General features: G+C 43.8%; 19 protein-coding genes. 5 read left to right on the plus strand and 14 right to left on the minus strand.

The genetic code is table 11. The annotated features are described in order from the left end of the window. Nucleotides 1-139: 139 nt before the first annotated feature. From ACPUEK_RS09015 to ybfE, 3 genes are read right to left on the minus strand one after another with little or no spacing between them, the layout of a single operon-like run. The gene (locus tag ACPUEK_RS09015) at nucleotides 140-1042 is read right to left on the minus strand and encodes a recombination-associated protein RdgC (RefSeq protein ID WP_425642978.1); all 903 of its coding nucleotides are present in this window, start codon (nucleotides 1040-1042) and stop codon (nucleotides 140-142) included. A gap of 3 nt (nucleotides 1043-1045) precedes the next feature. Further along, nucleotides 1046-1624 carry a thymidine kinase gene (locus ACPUEK_RS09020; protein WP_425642979.1) on the minus strand — a complete coding sequence of 193 codons (579 nt, stop codon included), beginning with the start codon at nucleotides 1622-1624 and terminating at the stop codon, nucleotides 1046-1048. Between the two features lie 10 nt (nucleotides 1625-1634). Next, entirely contained in the window at nucleotides 1635-1925 is a 291-nt protein-coding gene (ybfE, locus tag ACPUEK_RS09025; RefSeq protein WP_067036077.1) for a LexA regulated protein, read from the minus strand. Nucleotides 1926-1958: 33 nt separating this feature from the next. On the opposite strand from ybfE, the gene ACPUEK_RS09030 reads away from it, so the two are divergent. Beyond that, nucleotides 1959-2168, plus strand: a complete 210-nt coding sequence (locus ACPUEK_RS09030; protein ID WP_067097134.1) for a DUF2788 domain-containing protein — start codon at nucleotides 1959-1961, stop codon at nucleotides 2166-2168. 28 nt (nucleotides 2169-2196) lie between these two features. Here the strand turns inward: ACPUEK_RS09030 and ACPUEK_RS09035 are convergent, their stop codons facing one another. Next, nucleotides 2197-4215: a carboxy terminal-processing peptidase gene (locus tag ACPUEK_RS09035; protein ID WP_425642980.1), complete on the minus strand. Its 2019-nt coding sequence runs from the start codon at nucleotides 4213-4215 to the stop codon at nucleotides 2197-2199. A 124-nt stretch (nucleotides 4216-4339) separates the two neighbouring features. Here ACPUEK_RS09035 and ACPUEK_RS09040 point away from each other — a divergent pair, with 124 nt between their 5' ends. Beyond that, entirely contained in the window at nucleotides 4340-5641 is a 1302-nt protein-coding gene (locus ACPUEK_RS09040; RefSeq protein WP_425642981.1) for a M18 family aminopeptidase, read from the plus strand. Between the two features lie 67 nt (nucleotides 5642-5708). On the opposite strand, the gene ACPUEK_RS09045 is transcribed toward ACPUEK_RS09040, so the two are convergent. Continuing rightward, entirely contained in the window at nucleotides 5709-7025 is a 1317-nt protein-coding gene (locus ACPUEK_RS09045; protein ID WP_067214628.1) for a TolC family outer membrane protein, read from the minus strand. A 205-nt stretch (nucleotides 7026-7230) separates the two neighbouring features. After that, the gene (locus ACPUEK_RS09050) at nucleotides 7231-8484 is read right to left on the minus strand and encodes a hypothetical protein (protein WP_067214620.1); all 1254 of its coding nucleotides are present in this window, start codon (nucleotides 8482-8484) and stop codon (nucleotides 7231-7233) included. A 109-nt stretch (nucleotides 8485-8593) separates the two neighbouring features. Here ACPUEK_RS09050 and ACPUEK_RS09055 point away from each other — a divergent pair, with 109 nt between their 5' ends. After that, entirely contained in the window at nucleotides 8594-9385 is a 792-nt protein-coding gene (locus tag ACPUEK_RS09055; protein WP_067214617.1) for a 5'-3' exonuclease H3TH domain-containing protein, read from the plus strand. A gap of 179 nt (nucleotides 9386-9564) precedes the next feature. After that, nucleotides 9565-11046: a glutamate--tRNA ligase gene (gltX, locus tag ACPUEK_RS09060; protein WP_067214614.1), complete on the plus strand. Its 1482-nt coding sequence runs from the start codon at nucleotides 9565-9567 to the stop codon at nucleotides 11044-11046. Between the two features lie 74 nt (nucleotides 11047-11120). Here gltX and ACPUEK_RS09065 read toward each other — a convergent pair whose 3' ends face one another. The 8 genes from ACPUEK_RS09065 to ACPUEK_RS09100 form a co-directional block, all read right to left on the minus strand. Next, the gene (locus tag ACPUEK_RS09065; RefSeq protein WP_425642982.1) at nucleotides 11121-13007 is read right to left on the minus strand and encodes a methyl-accepting chemotaxis protein; all 1887 of its coding nucleotides are present in this window, start codon (nucleotides 13005-13007) and stop codon (nucleotides 11121-11123) included. Nucleotides 13008-13159: 152 nt separating this feature from the next. Continuing rightward, nucleotides 13160-13474: a DUF3301 domain-containing protein gene (locus tag ACPUEK_RS09070; RefSeq protein WP_067036106.1), complete on the minus strand. Its 315-nt coding sequence runs from the start codon at nucleotides 13472-13474 to the stop codon at nucleotides 13160-13162. A 217-nt stretch (nucleotides 13475-13691) separates the two neighbouring features. Then, on the minus strand, nucleotides 13692-14231 hold the full coding sequence (gene fldB, locus ACPUEK_RS09075) for a flavodoxin FldB (protein WP_067036109.1): 540 nt from the start codon (nucleotides 14229-14231) through the stop codon (nucleotides 13692-13694). Between the two features lie 13 nt (nucleotides 14232-14244). Next, nucleotides 14245-15120, minus strand: coding sequence for a hypothetical protein (locus tag ACPUEK_RS09080; protein WP_425642983.1), 876 nt, complete (start codon nucleotides 15118-15120; stop codon nucleotides 14245-14247). A gap of 94 nt (nucleotides 15121-15214) precedes the next feature. Further along, nucleotides 15215-16165, minus strand: coding sequence for an AEC family transporter (locus ACPUEK_RS09085; protein WP_425642984.1), 951 nt, complete (start codon nucleotides 16163-16165; stop codon nucleotides 15215-15217). An 87-nt stretch (nucleotides 16166-16252) separates the two neighbouring features. After that, nucleotides 16253-16930: a response regulator gene (locus ACPUEK_RS09090; protein WP_067036118.1), complete on the minus strand. Its 678-nt coding sequence runs from the start codon at nucleotides 16928-16930 to the stop codon at nucleotides 16253-16255. A 16-nt stretch (nucleotides 16931-16946) separates the two neighbouring features. After that, nucleotides 16947-18353, minus strand: coding sequence for an ATP-binding protein (locus tag ACPUEK_RS09095; protein ID WP_067214604.1), 1407 nt, complete (start codon nucleotides 18351-18353; stop codon nucleotides 16947-16949). 122 nt (nucleotides 18354-18475) lie between these two features. Continuing rightward, nucleotides 18476-20248: a SulP family inorganic anion transporter gene (locus ACPUEK_RS09100; RefSeq protein WP_425642985.1), complete on the minus strand. Its 1773-nt coding sequence runs from the start codon at nucleotides 20246-20248 to the stop codon at nucleotides 18476-18478. Nucleotides 20249-20512: 264 nt separating this feature from the next. Between ACPUEK_RS09100 and ACPUEK_RS09105 the strand changes: the two genes are divergently transcribed. Next, a complete protein-coding gene (locus ACPUEK_RS09105) occupies nucleotides 20513-21229 on the plus strand; it encodes a YebC/PmpR family DNA-binding transcriptional regulator (RefSeq protein ID WP_067036127.1) in 717 nt (238 codons plus the stop codon). Nucleotides 21230-21252: the final 23 nt, after the last annotated feature.

Consider the following 21252-nt stretch of genomic DNA (forward strand, 5'->3'; position numbering starts at 1 on the left):
AAGCCCTAGGTGTGTCGTTAAGTGTGCTGTTTATAATAGGCGTGTGTTGGTTCATTTGGAGAGAAAGAGGTGGTTGCCTGCCGCTGCTGGTGTTGCCATCTTTCTCCCCAGTGTTATCCACCCAATCTGTGGAAAACTGTTATTCGTCGGCGATTTCAAACCATAGTTGGTAAGATTCAAAAAAGTCTCTAATGGTTAATGACATAAGTGCGAAGTTCGCATCCATATCGGATAACGTACCGCCTTGAGAATCGTTAAAGGCGTTCTCTTTTAGTGTATCGTCGAATTTTACTTTCTTCAGTGTTAAGTCATCATTAAGAACAAAAGACATTTTTTCGCTCCAGCGAAGGGCTAAGTTTTTAACGCTCATACCTTGAGAAAGGTGACGAGTGACGTCTTCAGATAGCGGCTCTAAAGACTTAAAGCGGATTTTTGCTTTATCCTCTGAGGCATCTTGAATTTCACATTCATCGCCAGTTTCAAGGCTCGCTGGCACGTCGTTTTTCATTAGCCAGTCCGTCATGATAGAGGCGGGTGACACCTGTGATTGAAGTGGAACCATCGCAAAACTGCCGAGTGTCGTTTGCAAGAGTTTAAACAGTTGCTCGGTCATGCCTGCATTCGTGCTGTTTAATACGACCAGTTTGGCTTTTGTATCAATATAGGCCCAAATGTCAGAACGTTTCGAGAACGCTCTAGGGCGCAGTGTAAAGACTAATTCTTCTTTGATGTCGGCTTTTTCTTTGCGGCCGACTTTACGACCTTCAACGATTTCGATTTCAGCGACTTTGGCTTCAAGCTCTTCGCGAACGACGGCGGTAGGCAGTACTTTTTCTTCTTTCCCCGCACGAATCAACATGCACTGGTTACTGCTGATTGCCCATTGCTCACTGCTTCGGATCAAGGGCATCCAACCAAATGTAAATTCATCCTGTGAACCACACTCTCGTAATGGGTGTTCAGGAAGTTTGGCGATAAGATCAGTACTGCTGAAATTTTCCGTGTCTTTGAGTTGGAATATTTGTAAGTTCTTAAACCACATGTATCAATCCTTCATCGCTTCTTTAAAATGTTTGCGGCAGACCGAAATGTATCGATCGTTACCACCAATTTCGATTTGAGTGCCTTCTTTTATAGCACGGCCCTCTGCATCCACTCGAATCACCATATTGGCTTTGCTGCCACAGTGACATATGGTTTTTAGTTCAATCAGTTTGTCAGACCAAGCAAGCAAGGCTTGACTGCCCGGGAACAGCTCCCCGCGAAAGTCGGTTCGAATACCGAAGGCTAAAACGGGAATGTCCAGCCGGTCGACCACTTCGGATAATTGATAGACCTGCTCTTTTGTCAAAAATTGTGACTCATCTACTAACACACAGCCAATACTGGCTTGGTGGTGGCGTCTGAGTATGAGTTCAAAGAGCTTGGTGTTTTCTTTAAACAATTCTGCTTCGGCTTCAATGCCAATCCGCGAAGTAATAGTACCTTGGCTGTAGCGATCGTCCAGTGCAGCGGTCAATAGAAGGGTGTTCATGCCCCGCTCTTGATAGTTGTACGCCGATTGTAGCAGTGTCGTAGACTTACCTGCATTCATTGCAGAGTAATAGAAGTAGAGCTTCGCCATAAAAGGTCCTCTAGCTGTCTTTGTTTGACACTTTAGCTTTATTGAACGCCAATGCTACCTGCATGGTCAGCCAGTCTGCACGCTTAATACCTGACATTTCACACAGCATGTCCAATTTTTTTACGGTATCCTCATCGACGACTAGTTCGACACGCTTCATCCCTAGCGATTTCTCTTTTTCACGTTGTGCTCGTTTGTTGGCCTTTAGTTGGTCTTTACGGGGTAATGGGTGGGTACGAGGACGGCCGCGTACCGTGCCAAATAGGTCAATGGTATTGCGGTCTGAGGAAGCTTTGGCCATAACTTAAATTGAATGTCTAATCAGTAGGTTGAAATGGAAATAGAAGAATTTGAATCTTTAATGCTGACGGTACTTATTAGCGGCTTTTGTATGTTTATGCTGTTCATCATGTGGGACTTAGCTCGTAAATCAAATGCCGGAAAATTAGGGACCTTTATTATTATCGGTGGTTTAGGCCTAGGAATGCTAGCCTTTGTGTTAAAAGGTGTGGTGATTGAGCTGATATTAGGGGGATCTGGCTAGACAGTGATGACTGTCTAGCCAGATGGGTTTAGTGGTTTTTCTGATATAAGCCAATAAAGTCGAGTACTACTTCGGCCGCTTCGTGTGCATAGACATCATCTTCCGGAGCTTCAATGTCTTCTACGTTTTCAAGGACTGGCAAATCTAAAGCCTTACGACGTTTATTTTCTCGATCAAGCTGCTTCTGCTCACTTTCTTCTCGCTGTGCTTCACGAGTGTTTTCATTAAGTGAGATCGACTTAAAATGTTCACTTTGATCTTTGACGTAGTTGATTTGGTCTTCTAACGCAACAAAGTTAGCATCTTGTTTGATGCGTTTGTCATGCAAGCTGGTTAGTTCATCTACATAGTCAGCGAATTCCCAATACACTGGGTAACGAGTATCGTGAATTTTATCCCATGGTAGGGGGTTTTCAAGGGCGCTTTCGCCCACTTGATTGGTGTCCAGCAGAGACGGGAAGTTAATGTCTGGCATCACGCCTTTGTGTTGAGTGCTCTCACCCGATACTCGGTAGAATTTGGCTTGAGTAATCTTCAGTTGTCCCTTATCCATTTCTTGTAGTACTTGAACAGTGCCTTTGCCAAATGTTTGATCGCCGACAATAATAGCTCGGCCATAGTCTTTCAGAGCACCAGCAACGATTTCTGAAGCCGATGCACTCATACGGTTCACTAACACCACCATAGGACCACTGTACGTGACTTCACGGTCTTGGTCGCCAAGAATACTGACACGGCCAGAGGCATCACGAATTTGCACCACAGGACCGGCTGGGATAAAGAGACCTGTTAACGAGTTGGCTTCTTGTAGGGAACCGCCGCCATTGTTACGAAGGTCTAAAATAAGAGCTGTAATGTCTTCTGCCTGCAGTTCTTCAATCAGTTTTTTGGTGTCACGTGTTGAGCTTTTGTAATCACGGTCACCACGTTGAATCGCGGCAAAGTCTGAGTAGAATGTAGGCAGTTCAATGACCCCCACTTTAAAGGTTTCGCCACCGCGTTCAACCTCAACGATTTTTTTCTGCGCGGATTGATCTTCAAGTTTCACTTTTTCACGAGTAATCGTGATTTTCTTGCTGTTCTGAGTGTTACTGTTAGCAGGAATGATTTCTAGAATAACGTTGGTACCACGCTCTCCGCGAATCATATCGACGACATCGTCGAGGCGCATGCCAACGACGTCAATCATCGGTTCACCTTCTTGGCCCACCGCTATGATGCGATCGTTGGGCCCCAGCTCTTTACGCGCTTCAGCTGGCCCACCAGGGATTAGACGAACGACTTTTGTGTAGTCGTCTTCCATTTGCAAGACTGCACCAATACCCTCGAGCGATAAACTCATGTTGATATTAAAGGCTTCTGACGCTCGTGGAGCGAAATAAGTGGTGTGTGGGTCCAGTACAGAAGTTACAGAGTTGGCAAAGCTTTGGAATACATCGGTCGCATTAGTTTGATCGATCTGTTTAAGCTGACTCTTATAGCGGCGCTCGATGGCACTGATAATGTCTTCTTCAGACTCACCATTGAGCTTGAGGGTTAATGCGCGGTTTTTGATGCGTTTGCGCCAGTAATCATCGAGCTCAGCATCTGTTTCAGCCCATTCTAGTTTGTCAGGGTCTGCGTTGAGGCTTTCATCGACTGTGTATTGAAAGCTTTTTACCATCTCTGGAATACCCGCTAAGACTTTTTCAAGTCGTGTCTCAGCTCGATCTAAGTAGGCATTATAAATGTCGTAAGCAACTTGCGAGTCGCCGTCACGCAAGGCATCATCAAAGTCATTGCGGTATTTTGACAGAGTGTCCACATCGCTTTTCAAAAAAAAGCTGCGGGAAGGGTCTAAAGCATCGAGATAATTTTCAAATGCTTGTTCTGATACTTCGTCGTCGATCAGGGTTTTGTTATAGTGGACGTTTTCTAACGTTGCGACAATCTCTTGTGCAACACGGTCGTAGTCATGTGGCGGTTCGAGTTTTTCATACGCCGAAACGGAACCGCTGGCTAGCGCGATACATGGAAGTAGACTTAACAACAGGCGTTTGTAGATCATCCGCGATTGGTTCCCTTAAACTGATTTGTCTTTAATTGGCTAAAATCATATTAGACTCGTATCAACAAGACCAGTCCAGCGGCAAAAAAGTCATTTTTTTATATCATTGACCCAGCAGGAAACTATGAATCAAGCCAGTTTTAATCATTCTTTATTGTCATTTCTTGATGATTCCCCGACACCGTTCCATGCCGTTTCAACGATGAAGCGCGAACTGCTTGCAGCAGGTTATGAAGAGCTTGTTGAACAACAAGAGTGGGTCATCAGTGAGGGCGGAAAATATTTTGTCACGCGAAACGACTCGTCAGTGATCGCATTCACCACACCCACGTTAGATTTTGCTCATCAAGGCTTTCGCATGATCGGTGCTCATACCGACAGTCCTTGCTTGAAATTAAAGCCAAATGCCCATGTGGAGCGCTTTGGGTATCATCAGTTAGGCGTTGAAGTCTATGGTGGCGTATTGCTCCATACTTGGTTAGATCGTGATTTATCGATAGCAGGGAGAGTGACGTTTAAAGCAGAGGATGGCAGCTTGAAAAGCCGTCTGGTTGACTTTAAAGACCCTATCGCACTGGTGCCAAACTTGGCAATCCACCTTAGTCGAGGCGTGAACACGGACGGCTTTAAAGTAAATCCGCAGGAAGAAATCTTGCCGATTTTGTGTGGTGCAGAACATACGTTGGATCTAGAAAAGTTGTTAATTGCGCAAATTCAGAGTGAATACGATGACATTTCTGTCAGCTCGATTTTAAGCTTTGAATTAAGTCTATATGACGTACAGAAAGCGGCGATTACAGGCTTACATGGTGATTATATCAGTGCTGCGCGCTTGGACAATTTGCTAAGTTGCTATGTTGGTATACAGGCTTTATTGAATGCCGACGCTAGCCGGCCTACGTTATTAATTTGTACTGATCACGAAGAAGTGGGCAGTCAGTCATCGTGTGGTGCTAATGGTCCATTTTTAGAGGATGTATTACGCCGATTATCGCCTGTGCCGGAACAGTATACTCAGGCTATTCAGCAATCCATGCTGATCTCTGCAGATAATGCGCATGCCTTGCATCCAAACTATGCGGCAAAACACGATCAACTGCATGCGCCATTGATCAACCAAGGTGCGGTTATTAAGGTCAATAACAATCAGAGGTATGCAACCAATAGTGAAACAGCGGCGGTGTACCAAGACATTGCCAATGAACTTGGTTTACCTGCACAAACATTTGTTGTGCGCAGTGATATGGGGTGTGGCAGTACCATTGGCCCGATAACGTCCGGAGAGATTGGCGTTGCAACTTTGGATATAGGTTTGCCCACGTTTGCTATGCATTCGATCAGAGAGCTTGCAGGCAGTGTAGACGCTTTTAATCTTTACAAGATTTTAGTGGCGTTTGCAAAACGTGATCAATTGATTTCAGCTTAGACGTGCATTTGTTAATAAAAAGCCCAGCATTCTGGGCTTTTTATTAAGTTTTATACAAGTGATTAAATTAGATTAACCATTTGTTCAGCGCCTGAATATCTTCCTCGCCTAGATCCCCCGTTAGCTGATCAAGCGTAATCTGCTGTATTACGAAATTATAGCGAAGCTGCTCATAAGTATTTTTAGCATTGAAGAACGTTGATTGGGCGTCTAACAGTTCAACAATATTACGTGTCCCTACATCATAACCGGCTTGGGTTGCTTCTAATGCACTTTGAGATGAGCGAATAACTTGTTGCTGAGCCCTAACTTGCGCAGCAAGCGTTTTAAGCTTCAATACAGCACTACGAATATTTAACTCGATATCTTGGATAGAGCTAGCACGTGTTTCCACAGCAGACTCCGCGCTTGCAACCGCTTGGCGAACGGAGGCATTGATTGCGCCACCGCTATAAAGAGGAATCGATACCCCAATGCCAATAGAGGAGGTGTTGGTTACGCCATCTGAACGAGACTGAGATTCAACGGAATAGTCATTGTCTGTACGCGCCAAAGAGCCGGTAATTGCAACGGTAGGAACTCGACCACTGGCTTTTTGGATGTTGATGTTATTTTGGGCCGAGTCGACAGACAGATCCAAAATTCTAACGTCTTTATTTGCAGCCATCGCTTTTTGAACAAGGTTGTCGGTATTCAAACTTGAGTCAACAACAATCGGATAGTCTTCAGACAGACGTGGGATACTTTCGATACTTTGACCGGTACGCTGATATAAGGCTTCAAGGGCAATCGTTAGGTCCGATTCAGCACTTAATTCATCTACGAGTACGGAATCATAGGCCGCTTGCGCATCATGTAAGTCAGTTATAGAAACCAAACCCACTTCATACTGTTTCTTAACACGATCTAACTGGCCTTCGTAGCTTTTAACTTGGGAGCGGGTGGTGTCGAGAGTCGCTTGCGCGGTTAAGACCGCAAAAAAATCAGACAGTGTGTTGTAGATGAGTTGTTCCTGAGCTTGTTCTAAAGCAATTCCAGAACTTGCAAACGTCAGCTCAACCGCATCAACACCGTAATCCAATGCCGGAGAGTAAATGGGGTAATCTAGGTTTAAAGCGAGCTGGTTCTGCGTGTTATTAAACGACTCAGCATTATCTGGATCGGTTTTTGTGTAGCCAAGGTTGCCGCTGAAACTAATGTTGGGATACAAATTACCGCGAGTCACTTCAACTTGTTCTTTGTCAGCGCGAAAAGAGGCGTTGGCAGCTCGCAAGCTAGGATCGTGTGCTTTAGCTAAGTCATATACTTGGTTAAGTGTTTCTGCCTGCGCAGCCGGTAATGCCACCGCTGCAGCTATAAACGATGCGATAATATGCTTTTTCATAGGTTCCTTTTTTGCCTCGATATGAAATAAATTTATATTACCTGACGGTAAAGGCAGTGAATACTACCTAATTTGCTATAACTTCTATGACTCCTGACCATATCACAATCAATCCTAAAGTCAGTCTGACTTATTGTGTAAAAATACAGTATGAATGAAACAGCCCACATAGAGTGGGCTGTTATTTATGATTTGAGGCAATGTTTTATGAAGGGTTATCTAGCTCAACCGTGTATCGGATTTGATACGTGGTGTTGGGGGCAATGGTTCCATGTAGAGACACGCTGTTGGCATTGACCTGCTCCAAAGAGCGCAGAGACAGCTCCCGAATTGGGGCTTGTAGCTGATGAGTGATTTGGTAATCCTGAGGCTGCTTAGAAACGTTTTTCAATGTCAGCTCCCATGTCTGAGTTGCGCCTTTCTTTGCCTTTGATTCCGTGATTAAAGTAATGTCACCGGTTAAATCCAAGCTTTTATTTAGAAGCACTTCGACTTCAGCACCCTCTCGCATATTTTTTAATGAAACTGCGTTTCCTTTCATGAAGTAGGGGCTTTTGTGCCAAAGAGTTTGATAAGTACCGGGGATCAAATCTTTCGGGCTGTCAAAGCGAATCTGTTGATCAAAGCTCAAATTCAATTTTGATGAATGCTGGTAGCTGAATACCTTACTCACATTACGACGACTGGTAATGTCACTGCTGTGTTTACCAAGATCAACTAATGTCATTGATGCCGCAGGCAGCGATAGTTTAGTTAATTCCAGTGTGATTTCGCTGTCATTGTAATCTGTTTCTGGTGCTGAGCGTTCTAATGCCATATCGCTTGCCATCGAACTTTTCATCATCATCGGACGGCCGATATTTCGGTTTTGGCTGTAATGCAGTAGGGCGCTGTCCAGCTCAATGTCTTGAGACGCATTATTTTGAATGCTGGCTTGTTGTACCAAAGTGATTTTTCGGTCGTCTATGACCATTGAGAGTTCGGGGTGCCAACGAATATCAGATGTTTGGTAAGTGAGTAGGCCTTGATAGTTTAATTCCGTGCGAGTGTTTGATGCCGCGAGTTTTGGTATAAGATAAAAATCACTAATAGGATAGTTTGCTGCGACGCGTTTAACACTTAATGTGAAGTATTGATCGGTTACAGCCTCTAAGGTGCCTTCTAAAGACAAATTACGGCTTTTATGCTCAACACGAATGGGCTGGCCTAAGTGATTGCTCCAATCACGGCGTTCACTATTATAAAAATCGGGTAACTGAAATGGTGCATAGTTTTTTCCGATTGGAATGATAGAACCTTCCATCGGGGTAAAACTCAATTCAGATTTTTGTTTTAGATCTTCGGTTACTTGGCTGCCTTGCTGTTCAATAACGATACTTTGAGTTGCCGCAAAGCTAGAGATCGAAGTGAGTAGCAATCCTGTCATTGTCGCGTTGGTTAGAATTGTTTTAGTGTCCATAAGCATTCCTCTGTTAAACATGGAAAACGTGAGCTGGCAAATTCCCAATTAGCTTTCAGAATAACGTAGAATGCTTCGTTATATGTAGGACACAAAGTGGAAGGTGACAGTGAAAAATGGGCTTTTACTGATTGATGGCTTAAACCTGATACGACGCTTACATGCGGCGTTAGAAAGTGAGCCAGACAGCGAGCGTCGAATAGAGCGTACTCAAAGTCTATGCATTGATGCGTTAGCGAAGCTAGTGCATCAATTTGAGCCAAGCTACATGGCGATCGTTTTTGACTCACCGGCGAAAACGTGGCGTCACGAAGCCTTTCCTGAATATAAGCTAGGAAGACCACCAATGGATGATGCATTATTAGAGTCCATGGGGCGGTTTGCCAAGGTGTTTCGCTTTAATGGTTGGCCGTGCTTACGCATGACCGGATGGGAAGCGGATGACCTAGTGGCCACATTAGCGTTTAAAGCCAGCCAACATGGCATAGGCTCGATGATTGTTTCTACTGACAAAGGCTATACGCAGCTACTGCAATACCCACATATTTTACAATATGACTACTTTGCAAAACTTGGCTACGATGCCAATTGGGTCGAACAAAAATATGGTGTCATCCCCCGATTACTACCAGATTATTGGGCATTAGTAGGGGATACAACGAATCATATTCCAGGCGTCAAAGGGATAGGTCCGAAGTCGTCGGTGGAGATTCTTAAAAATAAAAGCAGTCTCGAGCAGGTCTTTGATTGTTTGAGCGAGTATCCTGCTAAATTTCAAAAGTTATTAGATGGGCAGTTAAGTCATTGCCAGTTTGCACGTTCTATGGTGACGCTAAAGCTGGATGTTGAAATTGGCATACGGCTATCGCAGCTTGAAATCAGACGTAGTACTTCAATTTAAGTATTGATCAAAAAATCAGCAATGTATCTGTTTGCGTTTTTTGTTTGAAATGCCGCAGCGTAATAAATTCAAATTAGTTGCATGCTAACTCAGAAAAGATCGCGAATAGCTCTTACCGATGTTTGGCAACAGGCATATAATAACGCCCATCACTCACCCCCAATTTAATGAGATAGGATATGTCTGAGGTAAGAACTCGAATCGCGCCTTCTCCAACGGGCGACCCTCACGTTGGTACTGCATACATCGCACTGTTTAATATGGCTTTTGCTAAGAAAATGGGCGGCGAATTTATTTTACGTATCGAAGATACTGACCAGACACGCAGTACGCCTGAATCGGAGAAGATGATCCTTGATGCGTTACGTTGGTTAGGATTGGATTGGTCAGAAGGCCCGGATGTAGGCGGCCCACATGGCCCTTACCGCCAGAGCGAACGAGGCGATATATACAAAGACTATGCGCTAGAGTTGGTTGAAAAAGGTCACGCTTTTTATGCCTTTGAAACCCCCGAAGAACTCGATCAAATGCGTGTTGAGCAAAAAGAGCAAGGCTTAGCGCAAAAATACGACGGGCGCGCTTTAAATCTGAGCCAAGAAGAAGTGCAAGCGAAGATTGATGCTGGCGTACCTTACGTGATTCGCATGAAAGTACCTGAAGAGGGTACTTGTGTTGTGCAAGACATGCTACGTGGCGAAATCGAAATCGATTGGGCGCAAGTAGATATGCAGGTATTGTTGAAAGCCGATGGTTTACCTACCTACCATTTAGCCAATGTTGTTGATGACCACTTGATGAAGATTACCCACGTGATCCGTGGTGAAGAGTGGATTAATTCCGCACCTAAGCACATCTTGTTGTATCAATACTTTGGTTGGGACATTCCAACATTGTGCCATATGCCATTGTTGCGTAACCCAGATAAATCCAAGCTATCTAAACGTAAAAACCCAACATCGATTCTTTACTACCAACGTATGGGCTTCTTACCTGAAGCGGTAATCAATTACCTTGGTCGTATGGGCTGGTCGATGCCTGATGAAAGTGAAAAGTTCACTTTATCATCGATGATTGATAACTTTGACATCCAACGTGTTTCTCTTGGCGGACCAGTTTTTGACGTAGAGAAGCTGAAATGGCTAAACGGCATGTGGATTCGCGAAGACTTGTCAGTGGCCGATTTTGCTCAGAAGTTTTCTGAGTGGGGCTTGAACAGCGAATACGTTAATGCGATTTTGCCATTGATTATTCCGCGTGTTGAAACGTTCTCTGATGTGGCGGATGTCGCAGGCTTCTTCTTTAAAGGTCAGCTGGATGTCACAGCTGACTCTTTCTCTGATATTAAAATGGAAGAAGAAACGTTACGTAAAGCCCTTCAGTTCGCACTTTGGAAGCTTGAAGCACTGCGATCATGGGAAAAAGATAAGATCTTTACGGAAATGAAATCCCTTGCGCAAGCAATGGAAGTGAAACCGAAAGACTTCTTTGCGCCACTGTTTGTAGCGGTATCGGGTACCACAGCGTCTGTCTCTGTATTTGATTCTATGACAATCTTAGGTCCTGATATGACTCGTGCTCGTTTACGTCATGCCGTTAACGTGGTTGGTGGGCCATCTAAGAAAGAAACAAAACGTTGGGAAAAAGAGTTCGCAGAACTTTGAATTTACCGATAATGTTTTGATCTAAAAAAACCGGCTCTTAGCCGGTTTTTTTGTTTTAGCAGAAAACTGCAGGCTTACTTAGTGGTAAACATGCTGGTTTTCTTTTCAAGCGAAGAGACTTGATCGTGAATGTCACGAGTATTGCCTTCAATACTACCGATGTCAGAGCTGTCACGTTGAAGCTGCTGAGCAATGCGGTCCATTTCTTCACTCATGTGAACCGCTGTTTTGGCCACTTCTTGTATAGAACGAGCCATATCAACCGAGGACAATGAGCTTGTTTGAGCATTGTGCTCGATTTCACGAATCGCTAATTCTGCCTTTTCACTATACTCTTCAATTGAGCGAAGGTTCTCTTGGCCACTGTTCATGGTGGTAATGGCTGTTTGAGTCGACGTTTGGATTGTGCCGACGATATCGGTAATTTTTGCAGTAGCATCGACGGTCTTCTCTGCAAGCGAGCGTACTTCGTCAGCAACTACTGAGAAACCACGGCCCGCTTCACCAGCACGTGCCGCTTCAATGGCTGCGTTCAGAGCTAATAGATTGGTCTGATTCGCTAGATCATTGATCATGCCAATAACATCATCGATGTCTTTCGACAGTTGTCCCAGCTCGTTAAGTTGGCGTCCAGTTAAGTTTACGACTTCAATTGTTTTGCCTAGGCTAGATAGGGCACCTTTGATGGTTTCTGATCCTACCTTTGCAGACTCATACGTGTTCTTAGATTGATCGCTTAATTCCTCAGTGGTATGAGAGATGCTGCTGATCGTTGTCGAAATTTCTTCTGTTGCGGCCGCTAAGGAATTTGTTTGTTCGCTAACAGAGCGGTTGCTGTCGGCAATGTTGACCACGGCACTGTTTAGTTGGCTGACCATATTGCTGACATCGTCAGTCGTGTGGACCACATCGCCAATAACCGAGCCTAAGCCAGTCGTCATTTCATTAACTGAACCGCAGAGAGAATCAAATTCATCATTGCGTTTATGGTTGATGGTTAAACGAGCCGTTAAGTCACCACCTTTTACTTTACTAAGGTCACGAATGATCTGATTAAGTGTTTGGTTAACGCTGCGTCCAATCGCCATCATCAGCAATCCAGCGATGATTGCAACAATAACACTAACGACAATGACACTGATGCTGGCTTGTTTAGATTGTGCGGATGCTTGCTGGCGTGCTTCGACAACGGCTTGTTTTAGTAACTCTTGAGCTTGATTCGTCGCATCGTTGTACTTCGTTCGAACATCGCGAAACTTCTGCTGCAATGTCTCTAAGCTGCCCACTGTGTTGGCATAAAGTTGGACTTTATCATAGTAAGCGACGACTACATCACCAAAACGCTCTTCAAGACCGAAATTCACCACACGTTGGTAAAACTTCTTATAGCGCTCTTCAAAAACATCTTTGTTTTCCGATGTGGGTTCAAAGACAAAATTCTTTTCGGCTTCACGTACTGGTAAGAACTCTTGTTTAACAAGACTCAAGAATGACACTTTTTCGATGACTACTTCACCTAGAGCAGCAATTTCACCTTTCATGCCTGAACTAGCGTTAAAACCTAGTCGCTGGTTAAGGTTAACGAGTTCTTCTAGGGTCAGCGAATATTGGTTTATAAGATCGGAAATATTTGCAAGCGTGGTTTCGGTCTGCGGGTGATTCACCATTTCTGCATCTTCAGCGATCAAGGCAGAGAAACGGTTTTCTTTTGTTTTTAGTTCATCTAAGAACGCGGAGTAGCTGTTGTCATTAAGCTTATCGAGTTGCTCGTACAGCTCCATGTTGGCAATAACGAGAGAAGATAAGTCATTTTGTACTTTCGTCATGACTTCAAAACGCTCAGAAGCCGAAGTTTGTGCGCTCATACCATTCAACGCCACGACAGTTACTACGACAAAGCCGAGTAGACCACAGGCGAGTAAAATAGTGAGTTTGGCTCTAAAACTGAAATTTGCCAGCATTATATCCACCTACTGATATTTTATAGTTATAGTTATGTAAGACAATTGTCTAATTATTATAAAGAGAGTATTTAGCCTAAGATCGCTTTTGTAAATAGCTTTATTGCAGCTTTACGTGACGTTTTTGATGCTTTGTTTAAAAAATAGACAAATTACATAGCATGAGGATCAAAATGAATATGGCTTTGTTGCATGCCGATCATTTCAATCTCTCCTTGGTATCGACCTTCTCCAGTGGAAGTGAAGTAAAACTGATAGCGTCGTTTTATCTTTACTTGACCTCGCTCAATAACGGGCCGCCAATAGCTGCCATAGATGGATTCATCCAGCATTTGTAGATCAAGTTTAGAACACTGTTGTTTAACTCGCATCAGGGTGTATTCGCGTATTTTAAAATGCTGCCAAGCGAGCAAAGTAAAACAGAAGAACGCGAAGATAAGGCAAACGTCTAGTAGGGTTAGGTTCATGTTGTAAGATCTTAATGAGTAGGACTCAAGCTTACAAAAGGTTGGAAAAAAAGAAAACACGCTTCCCCAAAAGCAGGAGAGAGAAAGGAGAAGCGTGTTTTTATGCAGAAATTAACCTTTGGTTAATCACTATTTGCACGAATTTGGTCATTCGGGGCAGCGAATGAGTGGAAGCCAAACGAGTCGTGTGCAAAATCGTGAGCCAGTCTATCTAACCTTAGGCGGCTGCCAGTGCCTGCTCTGCATAAAGCTGTATCACCCACTGCTCAACACGTTGGTCAGTAAGGTCAAATTGCTGATCTTCATCGATTGCCAAGCCGACGAATTCTGTTTTATCTGCGTTAGCGCCGCGAGACGCTTCAAAGTCATAGCCTTCGGTCGACCATTGGCCGATAAAGGTGGCGCCCGTATTGGCGAGCTTTTCGTGCAACCAGCCAATGGCGTCGACAAAATAATCGCCATAGCCAAATTGGTCACCTAAGCCATATAAAGCGATAACCTTGCCGGATAAGTCCAGCTCTGATAACGCATCACCGACATCTTCCCAGTCACTTTGGATGCCACCGAAATCCCATGTTGGAATTCCTAAAATTAAAAAATCATAGTCCAGTAACGTGTTGATGTCAGAGTCTTTAATGTCGTGCAGTTCTACCAATTGATCGAGCTCGGAAAACTGTTGTTGAATTTTCTGTCCTACCATTTCGGTATTTGATGTATCGGTGCCATAAAAAAGGCCGATTGTACTAGTTGTGCTCATAGTGTCCTCAACGTTACTGCATACTGCCTAATTGGTGGCTCATGACCCCAAAACGTTTTAGGCAAGCTTTTTCAATGTCTTGTTGCGTCCAGCCAGTGTCTGCTGTCAAACGGCTGGCTAAAGATTGGTTGTTGTTAGGCTGAGCAAGGGCTCGACGAAACGCGATTTCAATTTGGTATTCACCAATACTCATACCGGTGATGACAGCAAATCCCAGTTCAAGTGCGGTATGGGTTAGGCCTACTTGTTCGGCTAAATCGTCTGTGGAAGCGAATTGATCTGCTTCTATAATATTTTGACTTACAAAGAGTTTCTTTTGGCAATCGAGACATTGCTGAATATGGCTTTGAACCTGAATGTGCTCAATGGTCTGTAATACTAGGTTGTATAACTTGCCAACCAGTGCTAGTTGCTTGCCATCACGTTGCATCAAACGGTTAAATTCTTGGCTCAGAGTACGTGTCAGTGTCAGAGACTTAGGAGTACCAGTTTCTTTGCTGACATGACGTGTAAAGAACGCTTTTACCTGAGCAATAGACTCTCCTGTAATAGAGGCCAATTGTTCCCAAGTCATAAAAATCTGACTCCAGCTGAATTTAGATTCTTGCGTTACTTCCCAATCGACCTGTGCGTCTTCGTAAACAGGCAATACTTGAATCGGGGTGGTGTTTTGCAGCTTGTTTAATGGGCTTACAGTATTAAATGTAATGTATACCCCAGCCGCAACATGCTCTTGAATAGTCAGTGGCTCAAAAATGTGAAACTGTTGCTGAACAAGACGAAGACCTGATAACGGCTGCTTTATTTGTTGATGACCAGATAGCCAGTAAGCGTAGCGTTGGCTTACTTTGCCAGTCTCTTCAAATAAGTCGATTGCTTGTACGATCATGAGTCATCATCCGGTCAGTTCTGAGAATGATTACTATTTAAAAGGTTGCTGCAAACAAATGCAAGTGCTTCTCATTCAAAATTTGAAATTATTTTTAAATGAGATTGAATGCACGCAATAAGGTGACACCCACACTTGTGGTTAGAAAGGAAAATACGGTGGTTAATACGATGATATTTGCAGCCAAAACGGCATTGCCATTCATGGCTCGAGCCATAATGTATCCAGCCGAGGCAGAAGGTGCTGAAGATAGTAAGAATAAAATGCCTAGATCGATATCTCTAAATCCAAGAAAAAAACCGCCCATGGTTAAAATTAGAGGGATGACAATCAGCTTGCCAACTGTTGCAATCAGCGCAGGGGTTATATCTTTCTTTAGCTCTTTAAAACGTAATGATGCGCCAGCACACAACAAAGCTAAAGGAAGCGTTAACTGGGCGAAATAATTTCCTGCTTGAGTAACAATTTCAGGCAACTGCAAATTGATTTGATTGGCTATTAGGGCGACCACGATGGCAATGATGAGGGGGTTTTTTGCGATCGCTTTTAAGGAAGCAGCAATGCTTTTATTGGCATTCATTGAGCGATTAATCGTGATGACGGCTAAAACATTATAAAGCACCATTACGCCACCTATGTAGACGGTAGCTGCGGCTAAGGCACTGTCACCATAAGCATTTAAGCAATAGGCTAGCCCAATAATTGCCATGTTTGAGCGAAATGCCCCTTGAATAACAATACCTCGATCACTTTTCTGTTTGACGAGTTTTACCGCAAGTGCTTCTAAGGCTAGATAAGTGATGAAGGTGGCAATGATTGCATACACCATTAAAGACAGGTGGCTGCTTGGATCTGTTGTTTGTTGGGTAATGTTGATGAAAATTAAGGCAGGCATAGCAACGTTAAAAATGACTTTCGACGATACCTCAACGAAGTTATCGTTAATCATGCCTATTTTCTCGAGCACAACACCCATGACAAGAACTAAAAAAATGGGTGCGGTAATAGAAAGAGAAAATTCCACTACACCAAGAAAATCGTCCATGTGAGCTGCCTAATTTTCAAATCAAGTAACAGCTGAACGTGTCAGCCGTTATAAAACAATTAACAAGGTAGGAAAAACAACGACTGATCAGTCGTTGTTTTCAAAGCGGTAACCTGCACCGTATACAGAGTGAATTACGTTAAGTTCTGGCGCTACAGCAGCGATTTTCTTACGCAGTTTTTTAATGTGACTGTCGATTGTACGGTCACTGACTACTCGGCTATCTGTGTAGATGCTTTTCATGATCATATCGCGACCAAAAACACGGCCTGGCTCTTTGATCAATAATTGAAGCAATTGGAATTCCACTGTCGTTAGGTCGATTAGCTCGCCTTTGTACGTTGCACGTAAACGGTCAGCGTCCAAGTCGAAGCCATCAGTTTTTGGTGCTTCTGTCTGATCAAGCTCAACGCGACGTAGATTTGCTTTTACACGCGCTACAATTTCACGAGGGCTGAATGGTTTACATACGTAATCATCAGCGCCCATTTCAAGACCAATTAGACGGTCAATCTCTTCTGCTTTCGCTGTGACCATAATAATTGGCATGCCACTAAATTGGCGTACTTGCTTACATACTTCAACGCCATCAAGGCCTGGAAGCATAAGGTCAAGAAGCATAAGGTCAGCCTGATTGTTTTTTAGGTAATCTACGACTTGGTCACCACGATCGATATGGTGGTGCTCGTAACCTGCTTGCTCAAGGTAGGCAGCCATTAACTCAGCTAGTTTCGGTTCATCTTCTACAATCAGTACTTTACTCATAGTTATCGATTCCATATCAATTTAAAGGGAATTCTACGCGTATTCCCAACCCACCAAAAGGAGAGTGGTAAGCGGAAATAGTGCCTTGGTGTCCATCGACAATATTCGTACAGATGGCAAGGCCAAGGCCACGCCCGCCAGTTGCTCGGTTGCGTGAATTTTCCACACGGAAAAATTGTTCGAATATTTGTGTTATATCCTCATCACAGACACCTGGAGGAGTGTCCTCAAGTAATACCACAGCTTTCTTGTTCTCACGAGTCAAAGTGACTGTTAATTTACCAGGAGCGTTGGTGTACTTAAGTGTGTTGTTCATGAGGTTAGCGAACAGTTGATGTAAACGGTCGTCATCGCCTGTGATTATAATTGGGTTCTTTTTCACAATCACAAGTTCTAATTCTAAGCCCGCCTCATCGAACGGTAACTGCATGGAGTGAACGGTTTGCTCTAAAATATCATTTAAGTCCGCTTCTTCCATACAGTAATTCAAGCTACCCATATCATGCATAGATAATTGGTTTAAGTCATCAATTAAGCGCGCAATGTGAACCGCTTCTTGTTGCAACGAGGCTAGAGAGTTATCAGAGACTTTAATGATGCCGTCTTGCATGGCCTCAATTTCTCCCCGCAAAATTGCGACCGGAGTACGTAACTCATGAGCAGTATCAGCGACCCACTTCTTACGCGCATCACGCATGTGCTCAAGCGTAGAAGCTAGATGGTTAAAATCACGGCCTAAGTCGGCGAGTTCGTCTGTGCCTTTTATTTTAATACGTGTATCAAAATCTCCAGCCGCCAAGCGCTTTGTTGCTTGTCGCACGGTACAAATGGGTCGACTAAGCCATTGCGCTAATGGCCAAGTTAGTAAGGCTGCAATCGTTAGCATGAACGCTGAGATCAATAAAAAAGCTTCGCCTTGTTGTCTAACAAACCGCAGTGTCTGATCTTGAACTAATGCGCGCATAGAACGCAGCCCGACATAGCCAACCAGTGAATTGTCGACCATAACAGCGTGGGTTTCTGCATCAGCGAATGTTACATCGCCAATCAGAGGCTGTTTTTCCTGATCGAACAACAAAAAACGCTGGCGATAGTACTGAGAAGGATAAATTAGGTCTAAGTTAGGCGTACTAGGAGGTGGAATAAGATCACGAATGTTTTCCAGCTTGGCTTGCTGCCACTCTTTCTCTAAGCGACTCTCTTGAACAAGAAAATACCAGTCATCGTAATAAATAAACAAATTAGCAGTACGGTTCGCCATTTGCTGTAAAAAGTCGCGGTCACGCTCTGTGGCATACGTCACAAAGCCACGATCGAAGCTCCATTGAAAGACTTGCCACATGGAGACGATCAACAAGACGTTACTTAGTACAAACACTAAGAATAATTTGTGGCGAATTTGAAAACCTTTTGTGCCAATCATAAGCTCGTATCGTTGTCGTTTTGTTAAGAGATCTGACCCATTGTGCAGCTATATTATAATGATAACCACACATTGACTATTACCTAGGTGAGCAAATAATGAGGAGCAACTATTAACTTTCATTACTTGATAGGTGTTTTGGCAATTAATGTTTCCCCTTTTCGTTTGCGTTGCTGGCACTCACGGAACACATTTTTCTCACAAGCAGCGCATTGTTTGAGGTTCATGTCGCGTTCAATTTTCTCGACAGCGACACCTTTCGCTGGGTAGGTATGATCCGCCCCTACTTTATCCAGTACACCGAAGCGCTCAAGTAAATCAAGTTGCCACAAATATCGAACTACTAAATGAATTTGCGTATTCTCTTCACGACGTCTATCTACCAACTGCTTTAAAAAATGAGCCCCCTGCATATCGATGGCAGACAATCCACGACATAAGATGACCCAATGATCTTTGTGGGGGTAGTCGTGTTCAATCAATTGAAACTGTTTAGACATATAGTCCACAGAGCCAAAGTACAGTGGCCCATCCAACCTTATAAAGTGGATTTGCGGGCAGGTGTCTAAATCAAAGTGCATGATGTTATGAAAGTAACGCCCTTCATGGGTATCCATTGGCGCTAAGATACGCACATTGGGTTTGGCTGTTTGGTTCAAGAAGAGTGCTAGGCTTAATCCGACACCGACTAAGATACCAAACTCAAGGCTGATACCAATGGTGCTCAACAGCGTCACCATGGCGATACTTAACTCAGCACGACTGGTTTTTGCGTAGTGCAGTAACTCTTTGAATTCAATAAGACGCCAGCCTACTAGCATGATGATGCCAGCCATGGCGGGGATCGGAAGGTGTGAAAACAATGGCGCAATTAAGCTGAGAATAAGTAATAAAAATACGCTTGAGAAAATGATCGCTAGGGGCGTCTGCGCACCCGCTTCCACATTGATTCCGCTTCGGGTAAATGACCCTGAACTCATGTAATTTGAAAACAAGCTTCCAACGGTATTAGACATACCTTGACCGATAAATTCTCGGTTGGTGTCGATTTCTTGGTGTGTTTTCAGGGCAATGGCTTTGGCAATAGAAGCCGCTTCAAGTAGACCAATGAGAGCAAGGACGACGGCGCCTGGGAGTAGTTCTCGTAATGTATTAGAAGATAAGTCGATCAAAGCAAAAGGCGGGATCGCTTCGTTAAGTTCACCCACAAGCGGTACATTATTTGCTCCAGCATTCAAAAAATAGCCAAATACACTGCCGGCGATCAATGCCAGTAAATAGTGGGGTAGCTTAGTCGATATTTTTCGAATGATGATTGCTGCAAGTATTGTAACGAGGCAAATAGAGACCGAGTACATATTTGTTTCAGGGCCAATGTGAAGCAGTGCATTTAAAAAGCTCGATAAATTTTCCGGTCTGGGTAAGTCTGCTGTTAGAGCATGCTGGACTTGGCTTAGCATGATCAAAAACGCTGCACCGGTAATAAATCCCACCATAACTGCGTGCGACACGAAATTAGTTAAGTTGCCAAGCTTGGCCAAGCCAAGTGCAAGCTGTATTAATCCTGCTAAGAATGTAATAGCCAATGCTGCTTGGATAAACTCTGCTGAGCCGGGAACGTAAAGACCTGAAAGAGAGGAAAACAGCAACGCAGAAATAGCCGTGGCAGGGCCACAAACCATGTGCCAAGATGAGCCAAATAAAACGGCAATGATCGGTGCAACAATAGCGCTGTAAAAACCATACTCGGCAGGCAGGCCGGCAATGGCTGCAAATGCTATGCCCTGAGGAATAGACATAGATGCGCATGTTAACCCTGCAATAAAGTCTGCCTTAACGGTTGATCCATTAACAAGTGTAAGCCAAGGCAGCCAGCGGCGTAGGGTATTAGGCATTGCGCATCTCCAGATTCATTGTTTACGCAGTTTATAAGTGATTTTTATTAAATGGACGTTTAATAAAAAAGATTTTAGCACGAAAAATGTTCTTCGTAGATAGTCATGTAGGAGGATTTTGTGAGTCATTGTACGTTTTTGTGGACTGTTTAGCCTTTCTTCCACGACTAATAATTCGCTAAATGTGGATTAGGGAGTTTCATAGGGCGGCACTTAGCGTTAGAATTTTGTTTTCTAAATGATTGAACAGAGTAGGAATATCTAATGGGCAGAGCCTTTCAGAACCGAAAAGAGTCCATGGCGAAAACCTCGGATCAAAAAGCCAAGGTTTACAGTAAATACGGACGTGAAATTTATGTGTGTGCAAAATCTGGTGGCATTGACCCAGATGGTAACCTTGCGCTACGTAGCTTGATTGACCGTGCCAAAAAAGACCAAGTACCCACGCACGTTATCGATAAAGCGATCGACAAAGCCAAGGGTGGTGGTGGCGAAGACTTTGATACGGCTCGCTACGAAGGTTTTGGACCGGGCAATACAATGGTGATTGTAGACTGTCTATCTGATAATCCGAACCGTACGTTTGGTGATGTGCGCACTTGCTTTAACAAAGTGAAAAGCAAGATTGGTACACAAGGCAGTGTGTCGCATATGTTTGATCACAACGCGATCTTTGTTTTTTCTGCAGAAGATGAAGATGCTGTGATGGAAGCCTTGTTAGAAGCTGACGTTGATGTCACCGATATCGAATACGATGAAGGCAAAGTAACAGTATTTACGCCGAATACTGAATACGGTAAAGCGCGTCACGCCATCATTGAAAGTTTTGGTAATGTGGACTTTGATGTTGATGAAATTCAGTTTATTCCGCAGATGACAACTGAAATTTCAGGTGAAGAGGTAGAGCAGTTTGAGCGTTTCCTAGATTTATTAAACGATCTAGATGACGTTCAGCGTGTGTATCACAACGCTGAATTCTAATTAAATAATCCTTCGGTAGCGAC

The organism is Marinomonas gallaica (assembly GCF_049821165.1).
Taxonomy (GTDB): Bacteria; Pseudomonadota; Gammaproteobacteria; order Pseudomonadales; family Marinomonadaceae; genus Marinomonas; species Marinomonas gallaica.